The organism is Planosporangium mesophilum (genome assembly GCF_016863255.1).
Classification (GTDB): domain Bacteria; phylum Actinomycetota; class Actinomycetes; order Mycobacteriales; family Micromonosporaceae; genus Planosporangium; species Planosporangium mesophilum.
In genome coordinates this window covers 56,716-79,024 of record NZ_BOON01000003.1, presented here as the reverse complement: position 1 = coordinate 79,024, position 22,309 = coordinate 56,716, and the positions used below count along the sequence as shown (strand labels likewise).

Here is a 22,309-nt window from a genome sequence, read left to right as displayed (position 1 = left end):
GTACGCTGTACCTTATGGATACGCCGTACGGTAACGCACCGCTGCCCGTCTGGGAACGGCCCGAGCCTCAGTCGCGGGCGGCGCCGGTGTCGCTGAGCCGCGCGAAGATCGCCGCCACGGCGATCCGGATCGCGGACGCACATGGCCTCGAGGGGCTATCGGTACGCAAGATCGCCAAAGAGCTCGGTGTCGGTCCGATGCGGCTCTACGACTACGTGCTCAATAGATCCGAACTGCTCGATCTGATGGTCGACGCCGTGTACGCCCAGATCGCCGAGGCCGGCCAACACTCAGAGTGGCGCGCCACGGTACTGGCCATCGTTCACCGGACCCGTGACGCCGCCCTTGATCATGAGTGGTTCGCCGACCTGCTCGGCGGAAGGCCACACTTGGGACCTCATGCACTCGCCGTGGGTGAATCGACCGCGGCGGCGCTCAGCCAGGCCCCGGGCGTACGCAACATCGACGATCTTCAGCGGGCCTTAGGCGCCCTCAACGCGTTCATCGTCGGAGCGCTCCGCAGGGAGATCACCGAGCGCCGCACCGCCCGTTCAACCGGCACCGACGTGTCCGCTTGGCAGGCCGCCCTCGGGCCCTACGTGGCACGCATGCTGGAAACGGGCCGCTACCCTACCGTCGCCCGGCTTGTCATCGACGGCGCCCACCTCAACGCCGAGCAAACCTTCCACCACAACCTGATCACCATCCTGGACGGCATCACCAGCCATCCCTGCACGTGACCTACTGCTCGCAGGCCAGTACCGGCTGAACACCGATACACCTCGATCAGACATCCGGATCTGCCACGAAGCGCTAGGTCGTGGCCGCGGTGTTGCTGCCGCGCTGGTCGGTCGGAGTCGTAGGTGGTGGCGCCGCACCCAGGTGCCGTGCCGAGGCATCCTGCTGGGCGAGCAGTCGGAGTGAGGCGAGCAGGACCTCGCCGAGTACGGTACCTGTGATCACGCCCTCGACCATGCGGGTTGGATCCGCGCGCGCGACGACGATGTCCAACTCCCGGCCTGCGACGAGTTCGGCCGCGTCGGCGTAGGTTTCCAGGCACCCGAGCAGGTCATCCTGGCCGAGCGTGCGCAGTGCGCGGATCGCGTCGGCGGCCTGGTCCAGGCCGGGCGAGTCCGGACTCACCGACCATCCGCGGCGGTGGACAAGTTCGACGACCTCGGTGCGCGCGGCGTGCCAGGCGGGGTCGGTGCCGCTGCGGTCGGGTGGCCGGGTGACTGCGCCGTGCGCGATCCCGAGCAGTGTGTGCGGGGGCAGATCGCCGGCGTCAACGGCGGCAATGACGTCGCGGGCTCGGGCCACCGACAGTCCGCCCACGTCGATGAGGGCGCGGATGAGTCGCAGTCGCCGCACATGGGCCTCGGTGTACGTGGCCTGGTTCGTGGCCGTCGCCGTGCCGGGTGGAAGCAGGTCCTCGCGTAGGTAGTACTTGATCGTGGCGACGCTCACCTGACTGAGTCTGCTCAGCTCGCCGATTCGCATGCCCGCCTCCTTGCCAATTCCACCGACGCCATGGATAGTAGTCCTATCCGTAATTGGATAGTCTCACTATCTATTGGAGGTGCGGGATGTCACCTGTCGTGAAGGGCCGAATGACCGCGGACATGCCGGGAGACTTCGTCGTCTTCCTGATCGGCATGCGGGTGAACAAGCCGTGGAAACTGCACAAATGGGTGCCGGTCGCCAGGGCGATGGCGCCGATGCTGCGCACGCTGAACAGTCGCGAAGACCTCGGTCTGCTCGGCATGCATACCTGGATAGGGCCGCGCGGGCCGATGTTCGTGCAGTACTGGCGCAGCGCCGAGCACCTCGACCGGTTCGCCAGGGACAGCTCCCTGCCCCACCACGCCGCGTGGCGCGCGTTCAACCGGCGCGTCGGCTCCGACGGCGACGTCGGCGTCTGGCACGAGACCTATCTGGTCTCCGCCGGCAACTACGAGACCATCTACGCCAACCTGCCCCGATTCGGACTCGCCGCGGCCGGTCAACACCTGCCGGTGACGGCAAAGGGCGACCGGGCGGCCGAACGCCGCGGGGCAGCCCCACGCACGGCGGCACCCCTACCGCAAGGACAGCCGACGCCGGCGGCGTGAACCTGCACTCTTCTAGCCGCGATGCGTTGGGCGGCGTGCGGATCAAGTAGCCGCTGAGCGGGCGTGCCGGCTGCCATGACGCGCGTACGGAGCACCATGCGAATCTTGATGCCATCGTGGCTGACGTAGACGCCGACCTGCGTTTCCCGCCACAGCACGACCTCCGTTGCTCAGCGCACGCTCACGTGTCGTACTCGCCGCTGTCCCAGGGCTCTGTGAAAGCCATGTAGTTGCCGGGTTGGAGTTCTACCCACCACGCTTCGTCGTCGTCCTCGGGCTCTCTGGCGATCAGACCGAAGGTGGTGCCGAACTGGTCGACCGCGAAGGGTTCTACCTCGATGCGGTCGAACGTCACGTCACCGAGTTCCTTGAGCCGGGTCTCGTACACCGCTCGTCGCGCAGCCCGGTCCATGTTCGCCCTGTTGCCAAACGCGTCGATCCTGGCTTCCAGGAACCTTCCCGCAGCATCAAACAGGTACAGAGCGACGAACTCCTGGCCGTCGTCGCCGCCATGCGTTCCCGGTTCAAACGGGGTGGTCAGGAAGAACTGGTGGCCATCCGTGGTGTGTCCGACATGTTCCGCGTGATAGTCGTCGTGCTGGATGGCGATGCGGGTAGGTCGACCGTCGGCCAAAGGATTCTCCTCAGTGCTGTCGGCCGGACAGTCTCGTCCCGGCACCTGTTGCATGCGACGAGGGTAGGCCGCTCCTCGGCAGCAATAGGGACACACCCAGTCAGATGGTCGTGGCCTCGCCGATCGGGATCCGGGCGTACTCGGTCTGGCCCTTCATCCGCATCCACCGGTCGGTGAGCTCGAACCCGACGTCGGTCGAGAGCAGCCGGTCGTGGATCGGGAAGGCCTTGGCCGGTGCCACCGCGCGGACGAAGTCCAGCGCCTCGCTCAGCTTGAACCAGGGCCCGCTGGTCGGGACGAGCAGCGTCGTCACCGGTTGGGCGGGGACGAAGAAGGAGTCGCCGGGGTGGTAGACGCCCTCGGCGAGGTACCCGACGTTGGCGCATCCGGGGAGGCCCTCGTAGATCTCGGCGTGCTCGCCGCCGACCGTCGTCACCTCGAAGCCACCGGCGGTGAAGGTGTCGCCGGCGGCGACCGGGCTGATCGCCGCGGCGACCGCCGGGGCGTTCTTCTCGGCGATGGCCCGCACCGACTCGGGCGCGAAGATGCGCAGGTCCTGTGACTTCAGGAGAGACTCGATGTGCTCGACGTCGATGTGGTCGGCGTGCTCGTGGGTGACGAGGATGTCGGTGACGCCGTCGAAGGCTTCCCGCTCGGTCCAGAAGCCCGGATCGATCAGCAGCCGCCGGTCGCCGTCCTCGAGGCGTACGCAGGCATGCGTGAACTTGATCAACTGCATGACGTCAGCCTAGTCAGGATCGGGCCGGCGGAGTGGCCCGAACGCGGCCCCGGACACGGCGGGGCCCGGCGCGACGGCGCGCCGGGCCCCACCGTCGCTCAGGATTCCGTACGGAACATCTTCGAGAACGTGACGGCGACGCCGACCTTGCCCCCGACGGCGAGCCGCCCGACCACGTCCCGCGCGGTCGGCCGTTCCTGATCGCTCATCGGGCTGCTCCTTCCCGGACGGCCGCGCGCAGGACGGTGGCGGTGGACTCCTCGGCGTCGGCCAGCTCGGACAGGTGCACGGCGAGGTCCGCGCCGGTGGCTCCGGGCTGTTCGGCCAGGCCGACCAGTTCGGCCCAGCGGGCGCCGAGCTCCCGGTACGCGGTCGCGACCTCCGCCAGCGCCGGCTTCTCCACGAGGGCCGCGGCCTGGTCGAGGAACGCGGCGTACAACCGCCGGTGCGCGGTCGCGGACGGATCGGCGCGGCCCAGCCCCCATACGACCGCGGCCAGGGCACGGCCCAGCGACTCGGGGTCGGCGCACAGCTTCGGCCAGCCCTTCGGGTCGCGGGGATCGGTCAACAGCCGGGCCCACTTGCGCATGCCGGGCACCCCGACGTTGCTGTCGAAGGTGCCCCGACCCGGCTCCAGCAGGCACCCGGCGGTCCGCTCGACGGCCGCGAGTACGGCCGACCGCACGTCGACCCCGCCGGGCGGCCCGAACACGTACAGGCCGCCGTACTTCTTCGCGTGCATCCACCTGGCGTCCAGCAGCTCGGGCCAGGCCATGGTGCGGGTACCGCCCGGCAGCCCGGTGACCGCGAGGTCCGGCCCCTGCGCCGAGACGGTCACCGGGTAGGGCAGGTACGGCCAATCGTCGGGGGTGTCCTGGCCGGGTACCCGGGTCAGGTCGACGGTCAGGAGCGCCTCCGGCGCCGCGTCGAGCACCTGCCGTACCCGTTTCTCCGCACTCTCTACAGTCGACAGTTGCTGGATCCGTACCGGAATACCGAGCCGGGCGCAGGCGGCCTCGACGGAGCCCTTCTTGTCGAAGTACAGCGCGTTGAAGCGGCCGTCCACCGAGAAGGTCGTCAAGCCGGTGTACGCGAACACGAAGTACCCGAACCCGATCCCGCCGCCGAGCCCGAACAGCAGTTCCGGGCTGTACGGTTCGCCGGTCAACGGGTTGGTGACCTCCGCCAGTGCTCGGGCGAGGGCGCCGGCGTCCGGGTCGACCAGAGGCCGCGGCGTCGCCGCGGGAGGGGGTACGAACCGGGAGCGGGCGGTGGTGTACGACTCGCCGGTCTTCGCCATGCGGGCGCGGACGAGCCGCTTGAAGTTCTTCTGCTGGGGCACGTGCAGATCCTCACTCGACACCACCAGACCAGCTCCCCAGCAGCCGACCCGACGGCGTCGGAGGCTGACGTGCCACACGGGAACCGGCCCGGGAGGTCATCCCCCTTTGCCCCTCATCGGCTCCGCTGGGGTGAGCCCGAAGGGGTTGGGCGGTAGGCCGCACCCGGCGGAAGAATAACACCGCATGCCGCAGGGTGGGACCCACCGGCGAAAGGCCCTGCTACTCGCAGGCCACGCCGTCGTGATCACGGTCGAGTCCCAGCCGATATCCGGGCTCCCATGAGTGCAATGGAGCCTTACCCGCCGCACGTACCGCAGCACAGTTGGCGTAGTACACACCGGCTGGCGGCGGGGGAGGCGGTGCGTCCGTCGTCTGTACGGGTGGCGGGGCTACCGTGATCTGAACTGGAGGCGGAGGGGCCACGGTTGTCGGCGCAGCCGATGGCGTGGGCGATTCCGACGGTGACTCAGATACCGACGGCACGGCCTCTACCGGCTTCACCGGCGCGACGGCTGGTGGCTTCGGTGCGGCTGGCGGCTCCGACGGCGGCCCTACGACCGCGCCTAATGCGACCAGGCCGCCACAGCAGAACACAAGCGTCGAGGTCATTCCCAATCCGGCCACCGATACGATTCGCTGTCGCGTAGACATCCGTGTCCACAGCTCAGACAAGCCCACCACGAGATCCTTCCGTCACGGAACGGTGAACCCATCGTGGCAGTGAGTCATCTATGTGAATATCGACCTCACGGCGCGCCGATGCGCCGGATAGGCCACTGTCGGGTGCCGGTTTCGGGGGTACGCGCCGCTGGCAAGGTGAGTAACGGATGCCGAGCGGTCGATGTCATCATCGTCAGCCGTACGTTGTCCATTTCGCCGCTGTGTCACCGCGCCTGAAGCTCTCAAACCGATATCTCCACTGTTCACGAATGCTCGGATTGCTGCGCAGGATCGGCACCACGGCGCATCGGGTACATCCTGCCGCTACGTGAACTCGCGGAGTTGGCAGACGACCAGGTCTTCCTTGTCGTGGTCGGCGGTGAGTTGGCGGACGGGCAGACGCTTGTCGTCGTGGTCGGGTGAGCGACTGCGTCGTAGGGGCTCAGGCGAGGCCGTACGCGGTGAGCGTGGCGTCGAGCGCGGTGCGCTGCGCGTCCGGCGGGTAGGCTTCCGGGTCTGCGGCGGCGAGTACGGCGGTCCCCTCGACCAAGGCGATGAGGGCGTTCGCGGTGGTGGTCACCCGCGACTCGGGCCAGCCGGGCGCAGCGGCCGAGACGAGCCGGATCAGGCGGGTCCGCCAGGCGCGGTTGTGGGTGCGGTGGGCCTCGGCGAGTTCGGGGTCGCTGACGGCCGCGGCGAGGAAGCCGAGCCAGACCACGGCGTGGGTACGGCTGTCGGCGTCGACGGCAAGGCTCTGGGCGAGTACCGCCCGCAGTGCGGCGCGCGGGTCGGTGGCGGTCGCCTCGCGGGCCTCCATCCGTTGCCGGGTGCGCTCGTGCAGCAGGTGGCGGGCGTGCAGCAGCAGCGCCCGCCGGTTGGGGAAGCGGTGCATGACCAGGCCGGTGGTGCAGCCGGCGGCCCCCGCGACGGCGCGGATGGTGAGCCGGTCGAGGCCCTGTTCCGCGAGGACGTCCCAGACTGCTCTGGATAGCAGTTTCTCCTGGGTGGGACGGTCGGCCGTGCGTGACATGGCGCGCTCCCGCGGTCAGTTCATCATTCCGTAACGATCGTTACCGTAACATCTGCTATGACCTAGGAGGCGAGCGTGGCGGACTGGTTGATCGAGGAACGGCCGTGGGACGACCCGGCGGGTACGGCACTGCGCGCGGCGCAGCGGGCCGAACTCGACGAGCGGTACGGCTGTGACGACCATGAGCCGGGAACACCGCCGTCGGCCGCCGACATCGACGTGTTCCTCGTCGCGGTCGACCGGGAACAGGGGAGGGCCCTCGGCTGTGGTGCGCTCCGCCGGCTGGATGCGTCGGTCGCGGAGATCAAGCGGATGTACGTGGTCCCGGACGCGCGAGGCACCGGGGTCGCCACCGGCATCCTGCGCGCCCTGGAGCAGGCCGCGGTCGCCCGGGGTTGGCTGAGTCTCCGGCTGGAGACCGGCACCGCCCAGCCTGACGCGATCCGTTTCTACGAGCGGGAGGGCTACCGCAGCATCCCGCTGTTCGGCAGCTACGTGGGCTCGTCGGTCTCCGTGTGTTACGAGCGGGTCCTAGGCTGACCTTGCCGTCCGCATCACCATGCAGAGATGCCCGACGGCGGGCTTGCGCCGTCGGGCATCTGTTCGATAGCTGGCCGCTATTTCAGGGCAGCTTGCCGGACCAGACGAAGCCGAGCGCGATGCCGATCAGCGCCAGCGCCTCGGACAGGGCGAAGCCCATGAACAGCCAGGTGCGGTTGTAGCCGGCCGACTCGGGCTGGCGGGCGGACGCCTGGATGTAGGCGGCGAAGACGATGCCGACGCCGATGCCGGGGCCGATGGCGGCGAGGCCGTAGCCGATGATGGCGAGACTGCCTGTGATGACCACCTCTGCGAGTACGTTCATTCCGGGATTCCTCCTGGGACTGACGCGTGGCTGTCGCACTTCGGGATGTCGTCGGTGCTGGGCGGGCACTCATGGTCGGCGGTCGGTCGACGACGCGTCGCAAGAGGGCATCCGCCCACGTCATGGGTGGAGCGATCCGCGGCCGACGGGGTACCGACCGGCTGACCGGTTCCGGCGTCGCCGCCCAATCCTTACATTCATAGCTGTTGATATTACGTGACGCCGCGCATCTGATCCACTTCATTAAGTGCATGCACGGAGGCCCATGGGCGCCTGGCGCGGCGCGAGGGTCTACGGAGGGTCCGATCGACGACCGGCAGCAGGTCGGGTGACGACGATCTCCTCGATCTCCGCGTCCTCTCGCTCCCTCGCGCGGGACAGCCGTGGCGGCGACCGGCACGGCGGCCGACGCCACGGCCGGTGCCGGCCGCCGTGCTTCAACCTGGAGCCCTGAACAGGGGAGAGCCGGCGTCGCCGGGCGAGCGACGCCGGCCCGGTGTACGGGTACCCGGCGGGGCGGGCTGGTTCAGGCCGGGGCGACGGCGCGCCCGGTGAACGGCGAGATCATGCCGGCGCACAGGCCGCGGCTGCGCAGGTTCGACGCGATCTGCGGGATCGCTGCGACGGTGTTGGCCGGCCAGTCGTGCATGAGGATGATCTGACCGTTCTGCAGCCTGCCGGCGGCCTGCACGATCTGCGCGACGCCGGCGCCGTTCCAGTCCTGTGAGTCGACGTCCCAGATGATCTCGCGGAGGCCGTACTTGGCCTCCACGGACTTGAGCGTGGAGTTGGTCTCCCCGTACGGGGGTCGGAACAGCCTCGGGATGCCGCCACCGGCTGCCGAGATCGCCTGCTGGGTGCGGGCGATCTCGGAGTCCATCTGCCATTGGCTGAGCTGGGTCATGTGCGGGTGGGTGTAGCTGTGGTTTCCGATCCACATGCCGGCGGCCACCTCGGCCCGGACCTGGGACGGGTACTGCGCGGCGTACTGGCCCTCGTTGAACATGGTGGCCCGCAGGCCGTTCTGCTTGAGCGCGCTGAGCAGCTGGGTGGTGTTGCTCGCGTTCGGGCCGTCGTCGAAAGTCAGCCCGACGTAGCCGTTGCAGGTAGCGGCGTTGGCCGGCGCGGCGTTGACGGTGATCGCCACTGCGGCGGCGGCGCCGGCGGCCAGCATCGTCAGTGCGGCGGCCAAGGGTCGACGGATACGGGACACTGATGCCTCCTCGGAGGTCGTGGGTAGCCCACGGCGGAATGTTCCGAGTATTATTCGAAGTGTTTCGATAAGGCAAGAGCATGGTGATGTGGGCTGTCGTGGGTGACCATCGACCAGTGGAACCGCCGATGGCTTGATCGAATAGCAAGAATTTCCGGAAGGTTTTCGGCAGCAGGCGCATCCTCGGCCGGGTGATCTCAAGCCACCGTGCGATCACCGTGCGTGCCGGGGCGGCGGCCTTGGGATGGCAGGCGGGCAAAGACTGGGCAAGGACGAAAAAGCCCGGACCTGGGTCCGGGCTTTTGTGCTGTTCAGATGTGGTGCTCCCGGCGGGGTGGCAGTCGAATGGGCACCAGTACCGGGTTCGGCGCCCACGGCCTCGGCCAGCAGCTGGGCGGAGTCGTCGGTGAGCGTCAGGCGGAAGCGGGCTTGATCCGGATCGGCTCACTGTCCCGCACCGCTTCCAGCGCGTCGAGTTCGGTCGCCTTGGTGGCGCGCTCGGGCTCCAGGGTGTCGAAGCGTCGGCGTAGCCGATCGCGGAACGTCCGGTCGGCCGGGTCGGTGGTCTCCCCCGGTCGGTACGGGGCGCGGAGACCGTCGGCCGGGCGACCCGAGGCTACGACGCGCGGATCGTCGCCAGGCTCGCCGGGCAGACCACCTTCGTCGTGCTGCATCGCAGGTGATGCGTAGAACGCACCTTCTCCTGGATCAACCGGTGCCGATGCACCGTCCGCGACTACGAACGGCTGCCCGACCACCATGCTGCGATGGCCCAATGGGCCATGATCATCGTCATGACCCGCCGCCTCGCCCGCCACCAACGCGCCTGAAACCCTATTTACCAGGCTCTGAAAGATTGGCGTCAGTCGAGTGACCGGCCGGAGTTGGCTTTCCAGAGTTGGTCCTCGAATCCGGCGATCTTGGGGACGAGATCTGGATCGAGACGGCGCAGAATCGTCGGATCGAGGCAGTCGCTAAGCCCACGGGAGGCGCACTGGAAAGCCGCCGCGATGTCGCCCTTGTCGAGATAACCATCGGCGAGGCAGAGATTTGTCTGGGCCGCGACCGGGGCGTCCGAGATGTAGCCGAGTAGTGGGGCGGCCAGGTCTGGCTCGCCCAAGAATGCCAGGGTCTCCACACAGAGCGAAAGAACGCCATCGTGAGCCCCGGGCACGGCACCTGTCGACGGGGCTGTCGCGACTGCGCTGCTGGCCTCGGTGACGAGCGCGCGGGCGTCGTCTCGCTGGCCGATCGCCGCCCGAGACATTGATTCCGCGGCAGCCCACAGGGCGGAGGACTCACGAGGTGGCCCGAAAGGGGAGAAGAGCCGCTGCAGGCGTTGGGAGGAGTCCTCGAGGGCTTCCTGAATCTGGCGCTTCCCGTCCGGTTCTAGTTCCCCCGCCAAACGCACGAGGTCGATGAGCCGGCGGCCAAGCAAAATCGGGGGACTTGGCGTTCCCGGGTCGTCGAACTGTCTTTGCACGAGCGCCACGCGAAGAGCAAGGGTGGCAACTCTTGCCGCGGTCTCCTCATTGCCGGCTCTGTTCAGGGCGTCGGCCAGCGCCGCGAAGGCCTCCTGCCAGCCCGCCCAACTGACTGGCGCGCGGCTGCCAATGGCCGCCTCTAGTGGGTCAAGACCGGATTCCGGCAGTCCCGCGGGTGGGCCATTCTCGCCGTCCTCATCGCGGTCATCAATTCCGCGCGAGGTTTTCCAAAGCTTGATCGCGGCAACGGTTGCAGCCTCTAACGCGTCGAGGTGTTCCTCCGGGTCCTCCAGCCAGTACGCGGCGGCCCGCACGGCTTCGAGTCCGGTCTTGAGGCCTTGGCGGAGCATGTGCTCCCAGTCGAACTCACGACCCACCGCTGCCTCGACGATTCCCTGACGGCGTACGCTCGTCGCCACTGTCGGGCTTGCGGCGAGGGCGAGGGCTTGGGCGAGTGCACTTTGGGCCTGTTGCGGGTTGTTGGCCTCCAGGTGACAGATCGCTAAGAGGGCAAGCGCCTGTATCCGGTCCTTGGCGGAGGCGCGTGGGTTCATCCATTGCTGGTGGTGAACGTAACGCAACGCGACCTGGAGGTCGCGGCGCCGGGCCGCGGCTTCCACTCCGTGAAGAAGTGCATCGCCCGGGTCATCCAGTCGCTCCACGATGGAATCGAACTCGTCATCGCGGCGTACTGCAATCAGCGCCAGTGCAAGCTGGCTCCACAGCACAGGCTGGGCCTCCGGGTGGGAGCCGGCAATCAGCCTCTTGATTTGGTCCACTGCTCGGGCAGCCGCTCCCGATTCGGGATGCTCGCAGGCGAGGAGGGCGAACAGCACGATTTTGTGCTGCGTGACCATGAAGGGCCGCGACAGTTCAAGTCCGGGGGTGTTGTCTGGAAGCGTGTCGATGGTGTCGATGGCAGTGAATGCTTCGTCTGGCATTCCGGCTTTCACCATGAGCGCGGCATGAATCTGCACGTACTCCTTCCCCTGGACGTGCTCTGCCAGGAACTGGCGTGCGCCGGCATGGTTTCCGGTGGCGAGGAAGGCCTCGATGAGGGGCAGTACAGGGACCGTTTTGAGCAAGTCAAGGACTCTCGGTCCCGGAAACAAGAAAGGGTGGTCGGCGATGCCCGGTCGGCCTCGAAGGGTGGTGACCGCCTCGACGACAACCTCCGGGATGGTACAAATCAGTTCCCAAGCCTCCTGGACATGACCGCCCCACACAAGTGCTGCAGCGACGTCCAGCGCCACAGCGCCGGCGGCGTGCTCGACCGTGCGGTACTCCCCGAGAAGTCGCATCGCCAGTACGGACGCGCCGGCATGATCGCCTGCCTCTCGGAATAGCCTCACGCATCTGGATCGGTTCCGGAAGTCATCGCGCACACCCACGATGGAGAGTCCCGCTGCCCGGAACGTCTCGTCCCCGCCTTCCGCCAGGAGTGCTAGAACGCTTTCCAAGAGTGCGCCTGGCGTGGGCGGGTCGTCTTCGGCTGCATCCTCCATCTCACCTTCCACCAAGCGTCCTAGCGCGCTTTCCACGAATGCGGAGAAGTCAGCTGGCATGGGTTGCTGCTCTTTGGCTGCATCCTCCATCGAGCTTTGCCAGGCGTGGGCCGCCTCGATCGCACCAGCTTGGTCGCCTTGGTGGATGAGCGCTCGGGCGTACGCCAGGTGGACCCCCGGGTCATCCCGTGTGAGGGTGTACTCCTTCGCCATGTCCGTCAGCCCGGCACGAACGAGGGCGCTGACGGTTTGGGCGGCGGAGCTGCTCAATGGTTCGAACGGGCCAGATCGGCCGCTCGTCTCGCCGGGGTCGGAGTCGGTGTCGCGTCCGATGATGTGGGTGGCGAGTCGTTTCGCGGCGACCGGCCCTGCCACGCGTCCGACAGCTTCCAGAAGGACCAGCGGGACGGTGTCGGCGGTCACCTGGTAGTTGATGCGGACCGTTCCCAGTTTCGCAATGGTCTCCAGGCTGGCCGTGGACCCGCCGGCCTGCGCAGCGCGAAGCGCCAGCGGCAGTGCCTGATCAACGAGGAAGGAGATGGGGTTGGCGGGGCCGAACCTGCCAGCGACAGCCCGGAGGTAGCCAGGGTCGAACAAGAGTTGGCAAAGTCTGGTCAGGTCGCCCCGCTCGGCCAAGGATTCCGGGTAGTGGGTGAGCAGGTAGCGGGGGGTTTCGGTTGGCCACCCGGCGTTTCGGAACGACCCTGCCCAGGCCTCAAGGCGAATCTCGGTCTCAGCCTCCGCCGACACGGCAGCGGCCGACGTCAGTTCTCCAGCCGGCCAGGCACCCGCGGACTCGTCGAACAAGGCTCGGGCCACTTCGGCGTATTTGGGGTGCGCGAAGGCCCAGCGGCGGGCTTCGCCGGGTTCGCGTACCGCGCTGAACACTCGCTCTTCGGAACAAATCAGCGTCTTGCGGATGGCTCGGACACTGCCGCCGGTGAGTTGCGCCAGCTCGTCGGCCTGGAAGGCGCCGAATCCGAACGTCAGGTACTGCAGGATCCCCCGGGTGGGAGCCTGGTCGAACAGACTCTCGAGTTCGGCCTCCATCTGCTTGAGGCATTCGGCGAGGTACTCGGTACGCCGAACAGGCAGCTGCCGCCAGCCGGCGGCGGCCCCGGGAATCCGGTCTGACCAGGCCGAGACGATCACCTTGAGCCCGGGAACCGAGAGCTCGCCCAGGACGCTGATCATCGTCTGCTCCTGCAGGCGGTCCGATACGTCCTCGTCGATGCCGTCGACGACCAGGACAACGCTACGCCCATCCTGTCTCGCTTGGCCGACGCACGTGGCGAGCAGTTCCCTCAGCCTGCCCGGGTTGGTGGAGTCGATGTGCAACTCCTCGCCTGTCGTCAGCAGGTAGGCCTGGCGGACCAGGTGGCGCACCATCGCTTCGGATCGTGCATCCTGCCGCTGATTTGGCGGCACGAAGTAGCCCAACCGAACGGTGTCGGGGGCTTCGGCGTTCACGAAGAACTCCGCCATCAGCGCTGACTTGCCGGAGTAGCGCTCACCGACGACAAGCAAGCGTTGGTCGTCGTCGGTAGTGCAGAACTCCACCAGCTCGTCCAACTCGGGTTCGCGGCCCTCGAACGCGCTGGCCAGCTTCATTCGAGCGAAGCTGTGCTCGACGACCGATCGATGATCCGGCGCACCCTGCTTCCCGGCGTCGAGCCCACGCCGTTGACGGTCGGCACCGACCGTGGCGGGTGTCGCCAAGCCTGGTTTGTCTTCACGCCAAGCGATCGACGAAATCCTATGTCTACCGCGGTCGGATGGGGTGAGCTGGAGGAATGCGCCTCCCAGGGTGGGCGGGCGCTGCGGGTTGCACTGGATGATGTGTTCTGCAGCCAGTACGGCCAAGCGGGCTCCCTGCTTTCGGAACCCTTGTCCTGACGACGATTTGTACGGCCCCTGCTCGTTGACGCGGGCCGTCCACTTCATTGTGGCGAAGTCCTTGTTCGCGTTCGGAGCCTTGACGTCAGCGGAAACCTGCTTTCCCGCAACAATGACGACCTGCCCCGCCCGGATCGGCAGCTTGGGCCGTGTCGGCGTGCCTTCGAGATTCCAGTAGATCTGACCCAGATAGAGCAGCTCGATATCGGTCAAGGGCTGCGTCTTGTCGAGAATGCTGCGGGCGTGCCGGTCCTGGGAGAGGTCCGCGAAGACGGAGTAGAGCCGGTCTCGCAGGGAGTCCGCGTCGACCGAAGCACCGCCGTCTGCCAAGTAGTGGTTGATCAGAGCCACAGCTGACGCTGGAAGATCGACCCGCTCAAGTGGCCCCACAGCATCAACTTCCAGGCTGTCCGACAGCCCGTAACCCTTCGCCAGCGAGTCCAGGTACGCCGCCAGGACAACGACCGGTACGGGTGTTGTGGGCGCGACGTCCAGGACCCAGCTGAGCGCATCGGAGAGATCCTTGGTGAGCTGAAGTCCGGGTTCGTGCGCCATGGCATTGATCATGCCAGCGGGTTCGATCAGGCAGGGCGAGGCACGGGGCCGCGTGATGCCTCGCGTGCCTAGCGGTTTGCTTGAGACATCGCCACACCGGCATCACCAGAAGTCCGACCCCAGCAACGAGTTCGGCGGGTACACCACGATCGATTCTCGTTCGCTCAAGTCGACTACCCGGCTCGGCTACTCGTCTGAAGAAAGGTCCCCCATGACTCACATCAACACTGCTCGGCCGGTGCTCGACGCAGCCGCGCTCGCCACCCTCGGGAACCTGGCCCTCCACGTGCTGCGGGACCCTGCGGTACAAAATGCCTGGCGCGAGGCGGCCGGCGACTGTTCAAGGGCCATCGACTCGGTCGCGACGGCCGTGAACTCGGTCGCGAGGGTCGGTAGCGTGACCGCCGCTTCCTGGCGTCGGCACGGCGGTACAGCCCCCCTGTCCTCCTCAGCTGACTGAACACATCCGCGAGTCGAGTCCGGGACCGGTCCCGGACAAGACGCGCGCCCGCCACCCGACCGGCGCCGACCAGAGGCTTCACGAGTGACAGAAAGCGAAACGGCCGCCTCGATCACCAACGTTCGTGATCTCGACGACCGTGCCCATTTGTCTGGTGCCCCCGGCAGGATTCGAACCTGCGCACCCGCCTCCGGAGGGCGTGGGCGCATCGAATCCGTGTAGGGCTGTGGCCTGCGTTAACGTCGCGCCCCGCCTTCGGCAGATCCCGACTTCGGCACGTATTCGGCAAGGAGGGGGTCAGGCCCCGTAGGGGAAGCGGTCGTGCGAGACGTGTCGGAGTCGCACCGGGCGCGTCCACGGCAAGGCGATGAGTAAGGCTGAAACACTCCTACGACGCAACGCGAGAGTGTTTCAGCCTGCCCGTGTTGTCTGCGCCAGAGTGACACCTACAACAAGCTGTCACCCAAGATCAGCAGTATTGACGACGAGGCGCCCATCCCGGTAGGGCGCCTTCAAGCAGTCAAAAGGCCGCTCGGCGCCAGTCACGCAAGCGTTTCACTCTGCCCGCACCACTATGCGGCGCGGCGCGGCTTGCGGCGATCGCAACTAGAAGTCGAGGTAAACGCTGACAAGATCCCTCGCCCGCCGCAATACTTTTTCATTTCTTCCTGTTCGATGTTCGCAAATGGCGGCGAGGATAGCCAGAAGGGCTATTGTTCTAACTCGAGCACGCAATGCATTCAAGGTAGATTCAACATAATCGCAGAGCCTGTCGTATGTCTCCAGTGCCTCCATTTCTGTACCGCTTTCAGAAAACAGGCCAGTTACGTAGCTATCATGCTCAATGTGGACTGCCCGTTCACCTGAAGTAGTGACAGAAATGCGGGCGTTGTGCACAATTGTTACCGGCATATTCACGTTACTTAGATTGTTGTGAAGTGGGCGATATACAGCGCGAAAGTCGGCATCGTCCACAACGTCACGCAGTTCGTCTCCGTCGAGTAGGTGCGCTAGCCGGCCGGACATCTGGGCGAACCCAGGACTGGTAGGCAGAACTGACTCGCCTACCCATGAGAGAATTAGTGGCACATCCGCAACTATGAGGCGGACCGGGGCGGGATATGTGCCGCCAGTTTTAATCATTCGGGGGTCGATCAACGTACGGCCATAATTATTGGTTGCGATTAGAGATTTCATTAAGTGATGCACTTCGGACATACGGTTGGCATGGTCGACCAAGTGGCCAATAGACTCTTTAACCATAAATAATAGTCCATCGATACTTGGCAACTGAATCTCATTCCGCAGTCTGGAAACACTTTCCTTCCTCGTCCACTCAACGGTTACAGCGGAGAGAATTCTCCATGACTGATCCGCGATTTCCTTATAAGTGACTACACGAAGGTTGGCGTTTTTGCGACGCTGATCATGCTCAATTACCCAGCGAAGCACAGTTGCGAGAACGAAGCCACTAAAGGAGAAGCCCGTTATTCCCGACAACAGGTTTCCCCAGTAGGGGTGGTCAGCGAGGAGGGTATGCTGTCTCAACTCTAGCGCTGAGCCGACAACGAAGGAAATTAGAGCGATCGCCGCAAAAGTAGCAACAACGGTACGGGGTACTTGGCGGTCAAACAAGACCTTGGCCCTTCAGGATGGCGACGGCAAGCGTGATACGCGTGGCCAGGCCTCGATGGAACGGCCCATGGCCTCTTCTTGCTCGATCTTGAGTGACGCGGCGCCACGAGTGTCACTCAAGATCAAATGCGTTTCTGCAGGTCAAAGCCAATCGAGTGACACGAGTGACACGAGTGACACGAGTGACACGAGTGACACTTCGCTCCCTTGCCGCGATTGACTATGCCGGTCGCGGAGAGAACGGGGGCACCGAGCGCATCGCCATGACCCGCGCCTTAATTATCTCCATGCGCGCGTTTCTCTCGACAGGGTCGAGGTGTGCTGCCTGGGCCGTAGCTTGGCCGGGCCATTTCCGGTACAGCAGCCCACTATCCGGAATGAAGTAGCCGTCACGGATTACGCTCGCCGCGAGCAGCATCCCGGAGTCTTCAGAGGCCGGCAGGGCCATCCATCCGCCTACCGCGAGAAGCAATTCCCGCTTGATACAGATCGTTGCGGGAAGGACCGGGAGTCGGTAGTCGTGGTCTAGCCAGAATTGGAAGAGAAACTCACCCGACAGCCGCCCGCCGGGTGGATCGTCCTGATCCCAGCAAACCGTCGATCCGTCCGGAAGCAGGTCAAGAGCTTTTGACGTTGTCCATCCGATGTCGGGATGGCTCGTCAGGATCTCGATATCACGAGCGAGTGCGCCGGGTAGCAGTTGGTCGTCTACATCCAACTCCTTGATCAGGCTGCCGGTGGCTCGCTCAAGTGCGAGCGTCCGCGCGACGCCGGGACCGCCGTGCCGCCCCTGGCCAAAGCTGATCCGCTGATCATCCTGCGGAATGAGTGTCGCGACGCTCCCGGTCTCGTCGTCTTCCTGGACGATCCACTCCCATTCCCAACCGTCCGGAAGTTGCTGCGCCAGAATGGACGTGTACGCCTCGGCCAAGTACTTCGCGCCCGACGCTAATACCGGCGTGATGATCGAGATGGTGCTATTCAAGGCTGCCACCGCTTCAGTTGGGTCGTGTACACGAGTGTGGTTCGGTCTCCCGGCCATACGATGTCGGCGACTTCAACGACGCGACCCGTCGTGTCTACGGAAGTCTTTCTGAGTGCGATAACCGCCACACCCGGCGGTATCTCCAACCTATCGATCTCGTCGGCGGTCGGTGGCCGGGCCGTTACCTCATCAACGATGTGGTCTATCTCGATTCCGACCGTCGATAGCTGGTGCATTGTTCCGCCGGGCCACGGTTCGTTTTCGGCGAACAGAAGATCCGGGTTCGCTGACACCATGTCGTATAGGAGATAAGAAGTGGACTCACCGAGGGGCGCACCTTCCCCCTTTTTGCCGGTGCGGTAGACGCGTCGAAGGAGACGCGTACCGGCCGCGACGCCGAACGCCTCGGCTAGCTCTACGTTTGCCGCCTCGGTGCCGTACTCGACGGCAAAAGCAAGATCCGCCGGGGACAGCCCGGTGTCCTGCTCGGTTGCGCCAGTGGCGCGGCGCTCCGACTCCGGGAGGTGAACGCGGTCCTTCTCCCACTGGTAGCGCTCGGTCGTCCGGCGCGTGCGCTGCCGGGCCGGCCGAACGAAGTTGCCGATGCCCTGTCGCTTGTCGATCAGTCCTTCGGATACGAGTAGGTCGAGCGCTCTCCGCAGGGTGTTCAGGCTGACCTTGTACTCCGTGGTCAGATCGGGCTCCTCATTGGGCAACCGTGCACCCGGGCTCCACTCGCCGGTCTGAATCCTGCGTCGCAGGTCAGCCGCGATGCTGTCGTACTTCGCCGCCATCAGTGACCACTGCCTCCTGCCGTCACGAGCTTCGCAACTCAGCATAGTCCTTCAAAGGGGTTGACGCAGCCGCTACAGCGTGCCTAGTGTCACCTTAGGTCCTTCGAAGGACTGACGATAGCTGGGTAGGAGTCGCCGGCATCTATAGGTGCCGATCTCATGACGGCAAGGGAGCTACCGCGATGGGTACCACCTCACCTACCAAAGGATCCGGCTTCCTCAGCGATGAGGCCGATCCGACCCCCAATGAACTGGTCGCGATCGAGCGTGAAATGCCGCTGATCGAGGCAGAGGTGGCGTTGGTCGACGCCGAGATCCGCATGTTGACCGCCGAGGGTGGTCCGTCGGCGCTGGACTGGCGTCGGCTTCGTCGCGCCGAGGCGCGTGTGCTGCGCGAGGCCGCCGCGCTGGCGTCGCGGCCCTCCACGTTCCCGCGCCGGAGCGCGGCCTGATGCCTCGCTACCGCACGGCTTACGTCGACCCGACCGGCGACCGGTACGGCATCCCCACGTTCCCGTGGCGGGGCGCCCCTACCGGCTACGCCACCGCGCGGCAGTTGCGCGCCGAGGGCTTGCGCCCCGGCGGTCAGCCTGTCGCCGCGCAGATCCTGTGGCGCGGAATCGGCGGCACCCGCGCCGCGTACCTGTACCGCATCGACGCCGCCAAGCCCAAGCGCACCGCCACTCCCGCGCAGCTGCGCGCCATCGAGCGCGCGCTGGCCGCCCGGCGAACCTGTCCAACCTGCCGCGAGGTGCGGCCCTACTACATCCCGCGCTCGCTGGCCGAGTGCCTGACCTGTTCTGACGCCTGAAACGGAGACCACCGTGAAGCACAAGTTCCTCGGCTACCTGCTGCTGGCGTTCGTGCTGTTTTTCGTCGTCAGCAACCCGACCCACGCCGCCGCCACTGCCCAGAACCTCGGCGGCACCCTCGCCCACGTCGGCACCAGCCTCGGTGACTTCTTCACCGCCCTGACGGGTGGTGGCCACTGATGCGCACCGTCGCGAAGCTGTCCGGGCGCGGCTGGGCCTACACCGGCGCGATCCTCGGCGGCGCGGTGTCGGTCGCCGCCAACGTCGCCCACTCCTACGTTCCACCCGAGTACGCGCCGGCCGACTGGACGCCGCACACCGGTGCGGTCGTTGGCGCAGTGTTCTGGCCGATCGCTCTGTTCGTCGCCGTGGAGATCTTCGCCCGGATCGCCTGGCCCGACGGCCGCCGGTGGACCGCGCTGCGCTTCCTAGGCCTGCTCCCGGTCGCGCTGGTCGCCGCCGTCGTGTCCTACCGGCACCTGTCCGGGCTGCTCACCTTCTACCGCGAAGACACCCTCACCGCCACGATCGGCCCACTCGCCGTCGACGGGCTGATGGTGATGGCCACCGGCGCCCTGATCGCGACCGGCTCCCGCCGGGCCGCCGGCACCGCCGCCGAGCAGGTGGCCGAAACGGCGACCGACGCGGCACCGCCCGCGCCTGCCGCCGCCCCCGCCCCCGGTACCCCGACACCGCCGATCGCGGCCGGCGACGCCGCGCCGACTCTCGCACCGCGTAACACGCCCAAGCCCAAGCCGGCCCGTACGCCCAAACGCCAGCCGTCGGCCGCCGACCGGGTGGCCCGCGCTGTCGCCAAGACCCCGAACGCGACCCCGGCGCAGATCGCCGCCCGGCTCAAGCTCTCCGAGCGCACCGTGCAGCGCCACATGCCCCGCCCGGCTGACGACAGCGTGTCGACAGCGCCCACCGCCCCGGCCCTGTCCGCCGTCGCCTGAAGGAGCCAGCCATGGCCGAGATCGTCAACGTCGGCGTCATGCAGACCGGCACCGGCACCGTGACCGTCGCTGGCAGCGTCGCCGGGCACATCGGCCGCCCGGCGCCGCGCCGGACGCGTACCGCCGCGGAGCAGGTCCGCCACGTCCGCGCCACCCTCGCCCGGCTCATTCAGACCGCCGACGAACAGCTCAACCACGACGACCGGGACCGGCAGTACCTGATCGAGGAACTGCTGTCCGACCTCACCGACCTGGTCAACGACCTCGACCACCCGTAGGCCCACCCGGAGCGCGGCCCGCAGGCCTAGGAAACCGATGGCCGCGCTCCGGTCCCTCTCCGATCCGTCCGCAAGACGTCACAGGAGGAACCCCCATCATGACCAGCAACATCCCCGAACCGCACGACGGGTTCGACTGGACCCGCGCCGAAGCCGACCTGTCCAGCGACGCCGAAGGCGCGGACGTGGTCGACCTCAACGCCGCCCGGACCCGCCGCACGCCTAGCCGTGACGACACCGGCGACGCTGACCGTGACGACATCACCGACGACTTCGACGCCGACGACGCGGAGTCGGTGGACGACAGCCCGCAGCGGGTGGGCGGCCCGGTCGACGCCGCCGACGACATCCCGGTGTCGGCGTTCGACCCCGGTCGGCGTCGCCCGATCCTGGCTGATTGGGCACGCTCGCGGGCAACCCTGATGGCCGCCGCGAAGTGGTGGGCCAAGTACGCCGGCTACGTGGCCGCCTATCACGCCGTCCGGACGCCGAAGTACGCGGCGAAGACCGCCGTCTACGCGCCGGCCGGACTGTTCCGGGGCACCGGCCGCGTGTTGCACTGGGCCACCGCCGAGGAGGGCAACTGGGCACTACGCCAGGCCGCCGCCTCGAAGGGCGACGCCGACGCCTGGCTCAAGCTCGACGCCCGCCGGCAGCGGCAGTCGGTGTGGCGCTGGTGGGTACTCGCGTTCGGCGCCGGCACCCTCGCCACCGGCGCGGTCGCGCTGGCGGTCGGACCGGCCTGGTGGCGCTGGCTCGCCCTGGCCGTCGCCGTGCCGCTGCTGGCACGGGTGGGCCGCCCGGACGACAAGCGGCTGACCGACCGGGTGTCGGAGGCCCGTACCTACCGCAAGCTGACCGCCGAGCTGGTGCGCCGGGCGCTCACCTCGCTGCAACTGGCCGCCATCAACTCGGCGGTTGCCAAGGACCCGAAGGCCATCTCGTTCCCTGTCGACATCCACCGCGACGGCCCCGGCCACCTCGCGATCGTGGACCTGCCCTATGGGGTGGAGGCCGCCGACGTCGTCGCCCGACGGGGCAAGCTCGCCTCGGCTATGCGCCTGCCGCTGGATCAGGTGTGGCCCGAACCGGCACCGGGGCACACTGGCCGCCTGGCCCTGTGGGTGGGCTACGAGCCCGCGTCGCAGATGAAGCAGCCCGCGTGGCCGCTGCTGTCGACCTCGGCCCGCGTGGACGTGTTCAAGGCGTTCGCGTTCGCCACCGACCCCCGGCTCAACACCGTCGACATCGACCTGATGTTCCGCAACTACCTCTTCGGCGGTCAGCCGGGCTCGGGTAAGACGTTCGCCCTGCGCGACCTGGTGCTGGCCGCCGCGCTGGATGCCCGTGCCGAGATCCGGGGCTACGAACTCAAGGGCGTGGGCGACTTCGCGGTGTTGGAGCCGGTGATGGCCGAGTACGGCAACGGCTTCGATGACGAGACCCTGGCCCGCTGCTTCGCGTTCATCGAGTGGCTGTATGAGGAGTGCCGCCGCCGCTCCAAGCGCATCGAGCACTACGCCCGACTAGGCAAGGCCCCGGAGAACAAGGTGACCCCGGAGTTGGCGTCGTTGAAGGGGTCGGGGCTGCACCCGCTGGTGGCGTGGTTTGACGAGTTGCAGGAGCTGATGACCAGCAAGTACGGCAAGGACGCCGGGGAGATCCTGGAGAAGGTCATCAAGCTCGGCCGGGCGCTGGGCGTGATCATCCTGATCGGTACCCAGATCCCGGACAAGGACAGCTTGCCCACCGGCATTACCCGCAACGTCAACTCCCGGTTCTGCCTGTCCGTCGCGGATCAGACCGCCAACGACATGATCCTGGGCACGTCGGCGTACAAGAACGGCCACCGGGCGACGGTCTTCCAGCCGGTCATCGAGGCCGGGTGGGGCATCCTCGCCGGGTTCGGCAAGCCGGTGGCGGTGCGCTCGTTCTACGTCGACACCACCGCCGCCGCCCGCATCGTGGCCCGCGCGGTCGCCCTGCGCGTGGCCGCGGGCACGCTGCCCCACCCGGACGAGCAGACCCGCGCCGTTGGCCCGGTGTCCGATGTGCTCGCCGACCTGGCGCAGATCTGGCCGGGCGACGAGAAGGCCGCGTGGAACGAGACGCTGTGCGCGCTGCTGGCCGAGCTGCGCCCCGACGTATACGGCGGGTGGGAGGCCGCGCAGCTGACCACCGCGCTCAAGCCGCACCCGCTGGTGAAGGTCGCAGATGTGGGCCGGCGCATCGACGGCAAGGCCACCACCCGGCGCGGCGTCAAGCACACCGACCTGTTGGCCGCGATCGCGGAGCGTAACCGCAGAACGGCCACCGACTAACCCCGCGCGGGCTGCTAGCGCTAGCGGCCAACC

General features: G+C 67.0%; 22 protein-coding genes. 9 read left to right on the top strand and 13 right to left on the bottom strand.

What is annotated here, in order from left to right; all coding sequences use genetic code 11:
* Positions 1-14: 14 nt before the first annotated feature.
* Positions 15-740, top strand: a complete 726-nt coding sequence (locus Pme01_RS02340) for a TetR/AcrR family transcriptional regulator (RefSeq protein WP_168112885.1) — start codon at positions 15-17, stop codon at positions 738-740.
* 73 nt (positions 741-813) lie between these two features.
* Here the strand turns inward: Pme01_RS02340 and Pme01_RS02335 are convergent, their stop codons facing one another.
* Positions 814-1,500 carry a MerR family transcriptional regulator gene (locus Pme01_RS02335; RefSeq protein ID WP_168112886.1) on the bottom strand — a complete coding sequence of 229 codons (687 nt, stop codon included), beginning with the start codon at positions 1,498-1,500 and terminating at the stop codon, positions 814-816.
* A gap of 110 nt (positions 1,501-1,610) precedes the next feature.
* Here Pme01_RS02335 and Pme01_RS02330 point away from each other — a divergent pair, with 110 nt between their 5' ends.
* Positions 1,611-2,111, top strand: coding sequence for a DUF4188 domain-containing protein (locus Pme01_RS02330; protein WP_239087970.1), 501 nt, complete (start codon positions 1,611-1,613; stop codon positions 2,109-2,111).
* Positions 2,112-2,292: 181 nt separating this feature from the next.
* On the opposite strand, the gene Pme01_RS02325 is transcribed toward Pme01_RS02330, so the two are convergent.
* The 5 genes from Pme01_RS02325 to Pme01_RS02305 all read right to left on the bottom strand — a co-directional run bounded on the left by Pme01_RS02325 (position 2,293) and on the right by Pme01_RS02305 (position 6,517).
* Entirely contained in the window at positions 2,293-2,799 is a 507-nt protein-coding gene (locus tag Pme01_RS02325) for a hypothetical protein (RefSeq protein WP_203935386.1), read from the bottom strand.
* 46 nt (positions 2,800-2,845) lie between these two features.
* The gene (locus Pme01_RS02320; RefSeq protein ID WP_168112888.1) at positions 2,846-3,484 is read right to left on the bottom strand and encodes an MBL fold metallo-hydrolase; all 639 of its coding nucleotides are present in this window, start codon (positions 3,482-3,484) and stop codon (positions 2,846-2,848) included.
* 205 nt (positions 3,485-3,689) lie between these two features.
* The gene (locus tag Pme01_RS02315) at positions 3,690-4,847 is read right to left on the bottom strand and encodes a DUF4872 domain-containing protein (protein ID WP_168112889.1); all 1,158 of its coding nucleotides are present in this window, start codon (positions 4,845-4,847) and stop codon (positions 3,690-3,692) included.
* Positions 4,848-5,046: 199 nt separating this feature from the next.
* The gene (locus tag Pme01_RS31625) at positions 5,047-5,436 is read right to left on the bottom strand and encodes an excalibur calcium-binding domain-containing protein (RefSeq protein WP_308441016.1); all 390 of its coding nucleotides are present in this window, start codon (positions 5,434-5,436) and stop codon (positions 5,047-5,049) included.
* A gap of 493 nt (positions 5,437-5,929) precedes the next feature.
* Positions 5,930-6,517: a TetR/AcrR family transcriptional regulator gene (locus tag Pme01_RS02305; protein WP_168112890.1), complete on the bottom strand. Its 588-nt coding sequence runs from the start codon at positions 6,515-6,517 to the stop codon at positions 5,930-5,932.
* 75 nt (positions 6,518-6,592) lie between these two features.
* On the opposite strand from Pme01_RS02305, the gene Pme01_RS02300 reads away from it, so the two are divergent.
* On the top strand, positions 6,593-7,057 hold the full coding sequence (locus tag Pme01_RS02300) for a GNAT family N-acetyltransferase (RefSeq protein ID WP_168112891.1): 465 nt from the start codon (positions 6,593-6,595) through the stop codon (positions 7,055-7,057).
* An 82-nt stretch (positions 7,058-7,139) separates the two neighbouring features.
* On the opposite strand, the gene atpE is transcribed toward Pme01_RS02300, so the two are convergent.
* From atpE to Pme01_RS02260, 7 genes are all read right to left on the bottom strand, one after another.
* Positions 7,140-7,382 (bottom strand): ATP synthase F0 subunit C, encoded by a 243-nt coding sequence (gene atpE, locus Pme01_RS02295; RefSeq protein WP_168112892.1) that lies wholly within the window; start codon positions 7,380-7,382, stop codon positions 7,140-7,142.
* Between the two features lie 526 nt (positions 7,383-7,908).
* Positions 7,909-8,595 carry a polysaccharide deacetylase family protein gene (locus Pme01_RS02290; RefSeq protein WP_308441014.1) on the bottom strand — a complete coding sequence of 229 codons (687 nt, stop codon included), beginning with the start codon at positions 8,593-8,595 and terminating at the stop codon, positions 7,909-7,911.
* 413 nt (positions 8,596-9,008) lie between these two features.
* Positions 9,009-9,269: a hypothetical protein gene (locus Pme01_RS02285; protein ID WP_168112893.1), complete on the bottom strand. Its 261-nt coding sequence runs from the start codon at positions 9,267-9,269 to the stop codon at positions 9,009-9,011.
* 188 nt (positions 9,270-9,457) lie between these two features.
* A complete protein-coding gene (locus tag Pme01_RS02275; protein ID WP_203935385.1) occupies positions 9,458-14,047 on the bottom strand; it encodes an ATP-binding protein in 4,590 nt (1,529 codons plus the stop codon).
* Positions 14,048-15,101: 1,054 nt separating this feature from the next.
* Positions 15,102-16,130, bottom strand: coding sequence for a hypothetical protein (locus Pme01_RS02270; protein ID WP_168112895.1), 1,029 nt, complete (start codon positions 16,128-16,130; stop codon positions 15,102-15,104).
* Positions 16,131-16,350: 220 nt separating this feature from the next.
* Positions 16,351-17,124, bottom strand: coding sequence for a glycosyltransferase family 2 protein (locus Pme01_RS02265; RefSeq protein ID WP_373315437.1), 774 nt, complete (start codon positions 17,122-17,124; stop codon positions 16,351-16,353).
* Positions 17,112-17,909 carry a GntR family transcriptional regulator gene (locus Pme01_RS02260; RefSeq protein WP_168112897.1) on the bottom strand — a complete coding sequence of 266 codons (798 nt, stop codon included), beginning with the start codon at positions 17,907-17,909 and terminating at the stop codon, positions 17,112-17,114. The genes Pme01_RS02265 and Pme01_RS02260 overlap by 13 nt, the downstream gene beginning before the upstream one ends.
* 182 nt (positions 17,910-18,091) lie before the next feature.
* Between Pme01_RS02260 and Pme01_RS02255 the strand changes: the two genes are divergently transcribed.
* From Pme01_RS02255 to Pme01_RS02230, 6 genes are all read left to right on the top strand, one after another.
* Positions 18,092-18,361 carry a DUF6284 family protein gene (locus Pme01_RS02255; protein ID WP_168112898.1) on the top strand — a complete coding sequence of 90 codons (270 nt, stop codon included), beginning with the start codon at positions 18,092-18,094 and terminating at the stop codon, positions 18,359-18,361.
* Entirely contained in the window at positions 18,361-18,720 is a 360-nt protein-coding gene (locus Pme01_RS02250) for an RRQRL motif-containing zinc-binding protein (RefSeq protein ID WP_168112899.1), read from the top strand. Before Pme01_RS02255 ends, Pme01_RS02250 begins: the two co-directional genes overlap by 1 nt.
* 13 nt (positions 18,721-18,733) lie before the next feature.
* Positions 18,734-18,901: a hypothetical protein gene (locus Pme01_RS02245; protein WP_168112900.1), complete on the top strand. Its 168-nt coding sequence runs from the start codon at positions 18,734-18,736 to the stop codon at positions 18,899-18,901.
* Complete coding sequence (locus Pme01_RS02240; RefSeq protein WP_168112901.1) at positions 18,901-19,677, top strand: hypothetical protein; 777 nt, start codon at positions 18,901-18,903, stop codon at positions 19,675-19,677. The genes Pme01_RS02245 and Pme01_RS02240 overlap by 1 nt, the downstream gene beginning before the upstream one ends.
* A gap of 11 nt (positions 19,678-19,688) precedes the next feature.
* Positions 19,689-19,955, top strand: a complete 267-nt coding sequence (locus tag Pme01_RS02235) for a hypothetical protein (RefSeq protein ID WP_168112902.1) — start codon at positions 19,689-19,691, stop codon at positions 19,953-19,955.
* Positions 19,956-20,053: 98 nt separating this feature from the next.
* On the top strand, positions 20,054-22,276 hold the full coding sequence (locus Pme01_RS02230) for a PH domain-containing protein (RefSeq protein WP_168112903.1): 2,223 nt from the start codon (positions 20,054-20,056) through the stop codon (positions 22,274-22,276).
* The last annotated feature ends 33 nt before the right edge of the window (positions 22,277-22,309 follow it).

Excerpts from the sequence above, each read along its gene's own strand:
- Pme01_RS02230 (WP_168112903.1), top strand. The coding sequence starts at position 20,054 with ATGACCAGCAACATCCCCGAACCGCACGACGGGTTCGACTGGACCCGC.
- Pme01_RS02235 (WP_168112902.1), top strand. The coding sequence starts at position 19,689 with ATGGCCGAGATCGTCAACGTCGGCGTCATGCAGACCGGCACCGGCACC.
- Pme01_RS02335 (WP_168112886.1), bottom strand. The coding sequence starts at position 1,500 with ATGCGAATCGGCGAGCTGAGCAGACTCAGTCAGGTGAGCGTCGCCACG.
- Pme01_RS02325 (WP_203935386.1), bottom strand. The coding sequence starts at position 2,799 with ATGCAACAGGTGCCGGGACGAGACTGTCCGGCCGACAGCACTGAGGAG.
- Pme01_RS31625 (WP_308441016.1), bottom strand. The coding sequence starts at position 5,436 with ATGACCTCGACGCTTGTGTTCTGCTGTGGCGGCCTGGTCGCATTAGGC.
- Pme01_RS02250 (WP_168112899.1), top strand. The coding sequence starts at position 18,361 with ATGCCTCGCTACCGCACGGCTTACGTCGACCCGACCGGCGACCGGTAC.
- Pme01_RS02340 (WP_168112885.1), top strand. The coding sequence starts at position 15 with ATGGATACGCCGTACGGTAACGCACCGCTGCCCGTCTGGGAACGGCCC.
- Pme01_RS02305 (WP_168112890.1), bottom strand. The coding sequence starts at position 6,517 with ATGTCACGCACGGCCGACCGTCCCACCCAGGAGAAACTGCTATCCAGA.
- Pme01_RS02255 (WP_168112898.1), top strand. The coding sequence starts at position 18,092 with ATGGGTACCACCTCACCTACCAAAGGATCCGGCTTCCTCAGCGATGAG.
- Pme01_RS02320 (WP_168112888.1), bottom strand. The coding sequence starts at position 3,484 with ATGCAGTTGATCAAGTTCACGCATGCCTGCGTACGCCTCGAGGACGGC.
- Pme01_RS02330 (WP_239087970.1), top strand. The coding sequence starts at position 1,611 with ATGACCGCGGACATGCCGGGAGACTTCGTCGTCTTCCTGATCGGCATG.
- Pme01_RS02260 (WP_168112897.1), bottom strand. The coding sequence starts at position 17,909 with ATGGCGGCGAAGTACGACAGCATCGCGGCTGACCTGCGACGCAGGATT.
- Pme01_RS02240 (WP_168112901.1), top strand. The coding sequence starts at position 18,901 with ATGCGCACCGTCGCGAAGCTGTCCGGGCGCGGCTGGGCCTACACCGGC.
- Pme01_RS02275 (WP_203935385.1), bottom strand. The coding sequence starts at position 14,047 with ATGATCAATGCCATGGCGCACGAACCCGGACTTCAGCTCACCAAGGAT.
- atpE (WP_168112892.1), bottom strand. The coding sequence starts at position 7,382 with ATGAACGTACTCGCAGAGGTGGTCATCACAGGCAGTCTCGCCATCATC.
- Pme01_RS02285 (WP_168112893.1), bottom strand. The coding sequence starts at position 9,269 with ATGCAGCACGACGAAGGTGGTCTGCCCGGCGAGCCTGGCGACGATCCG.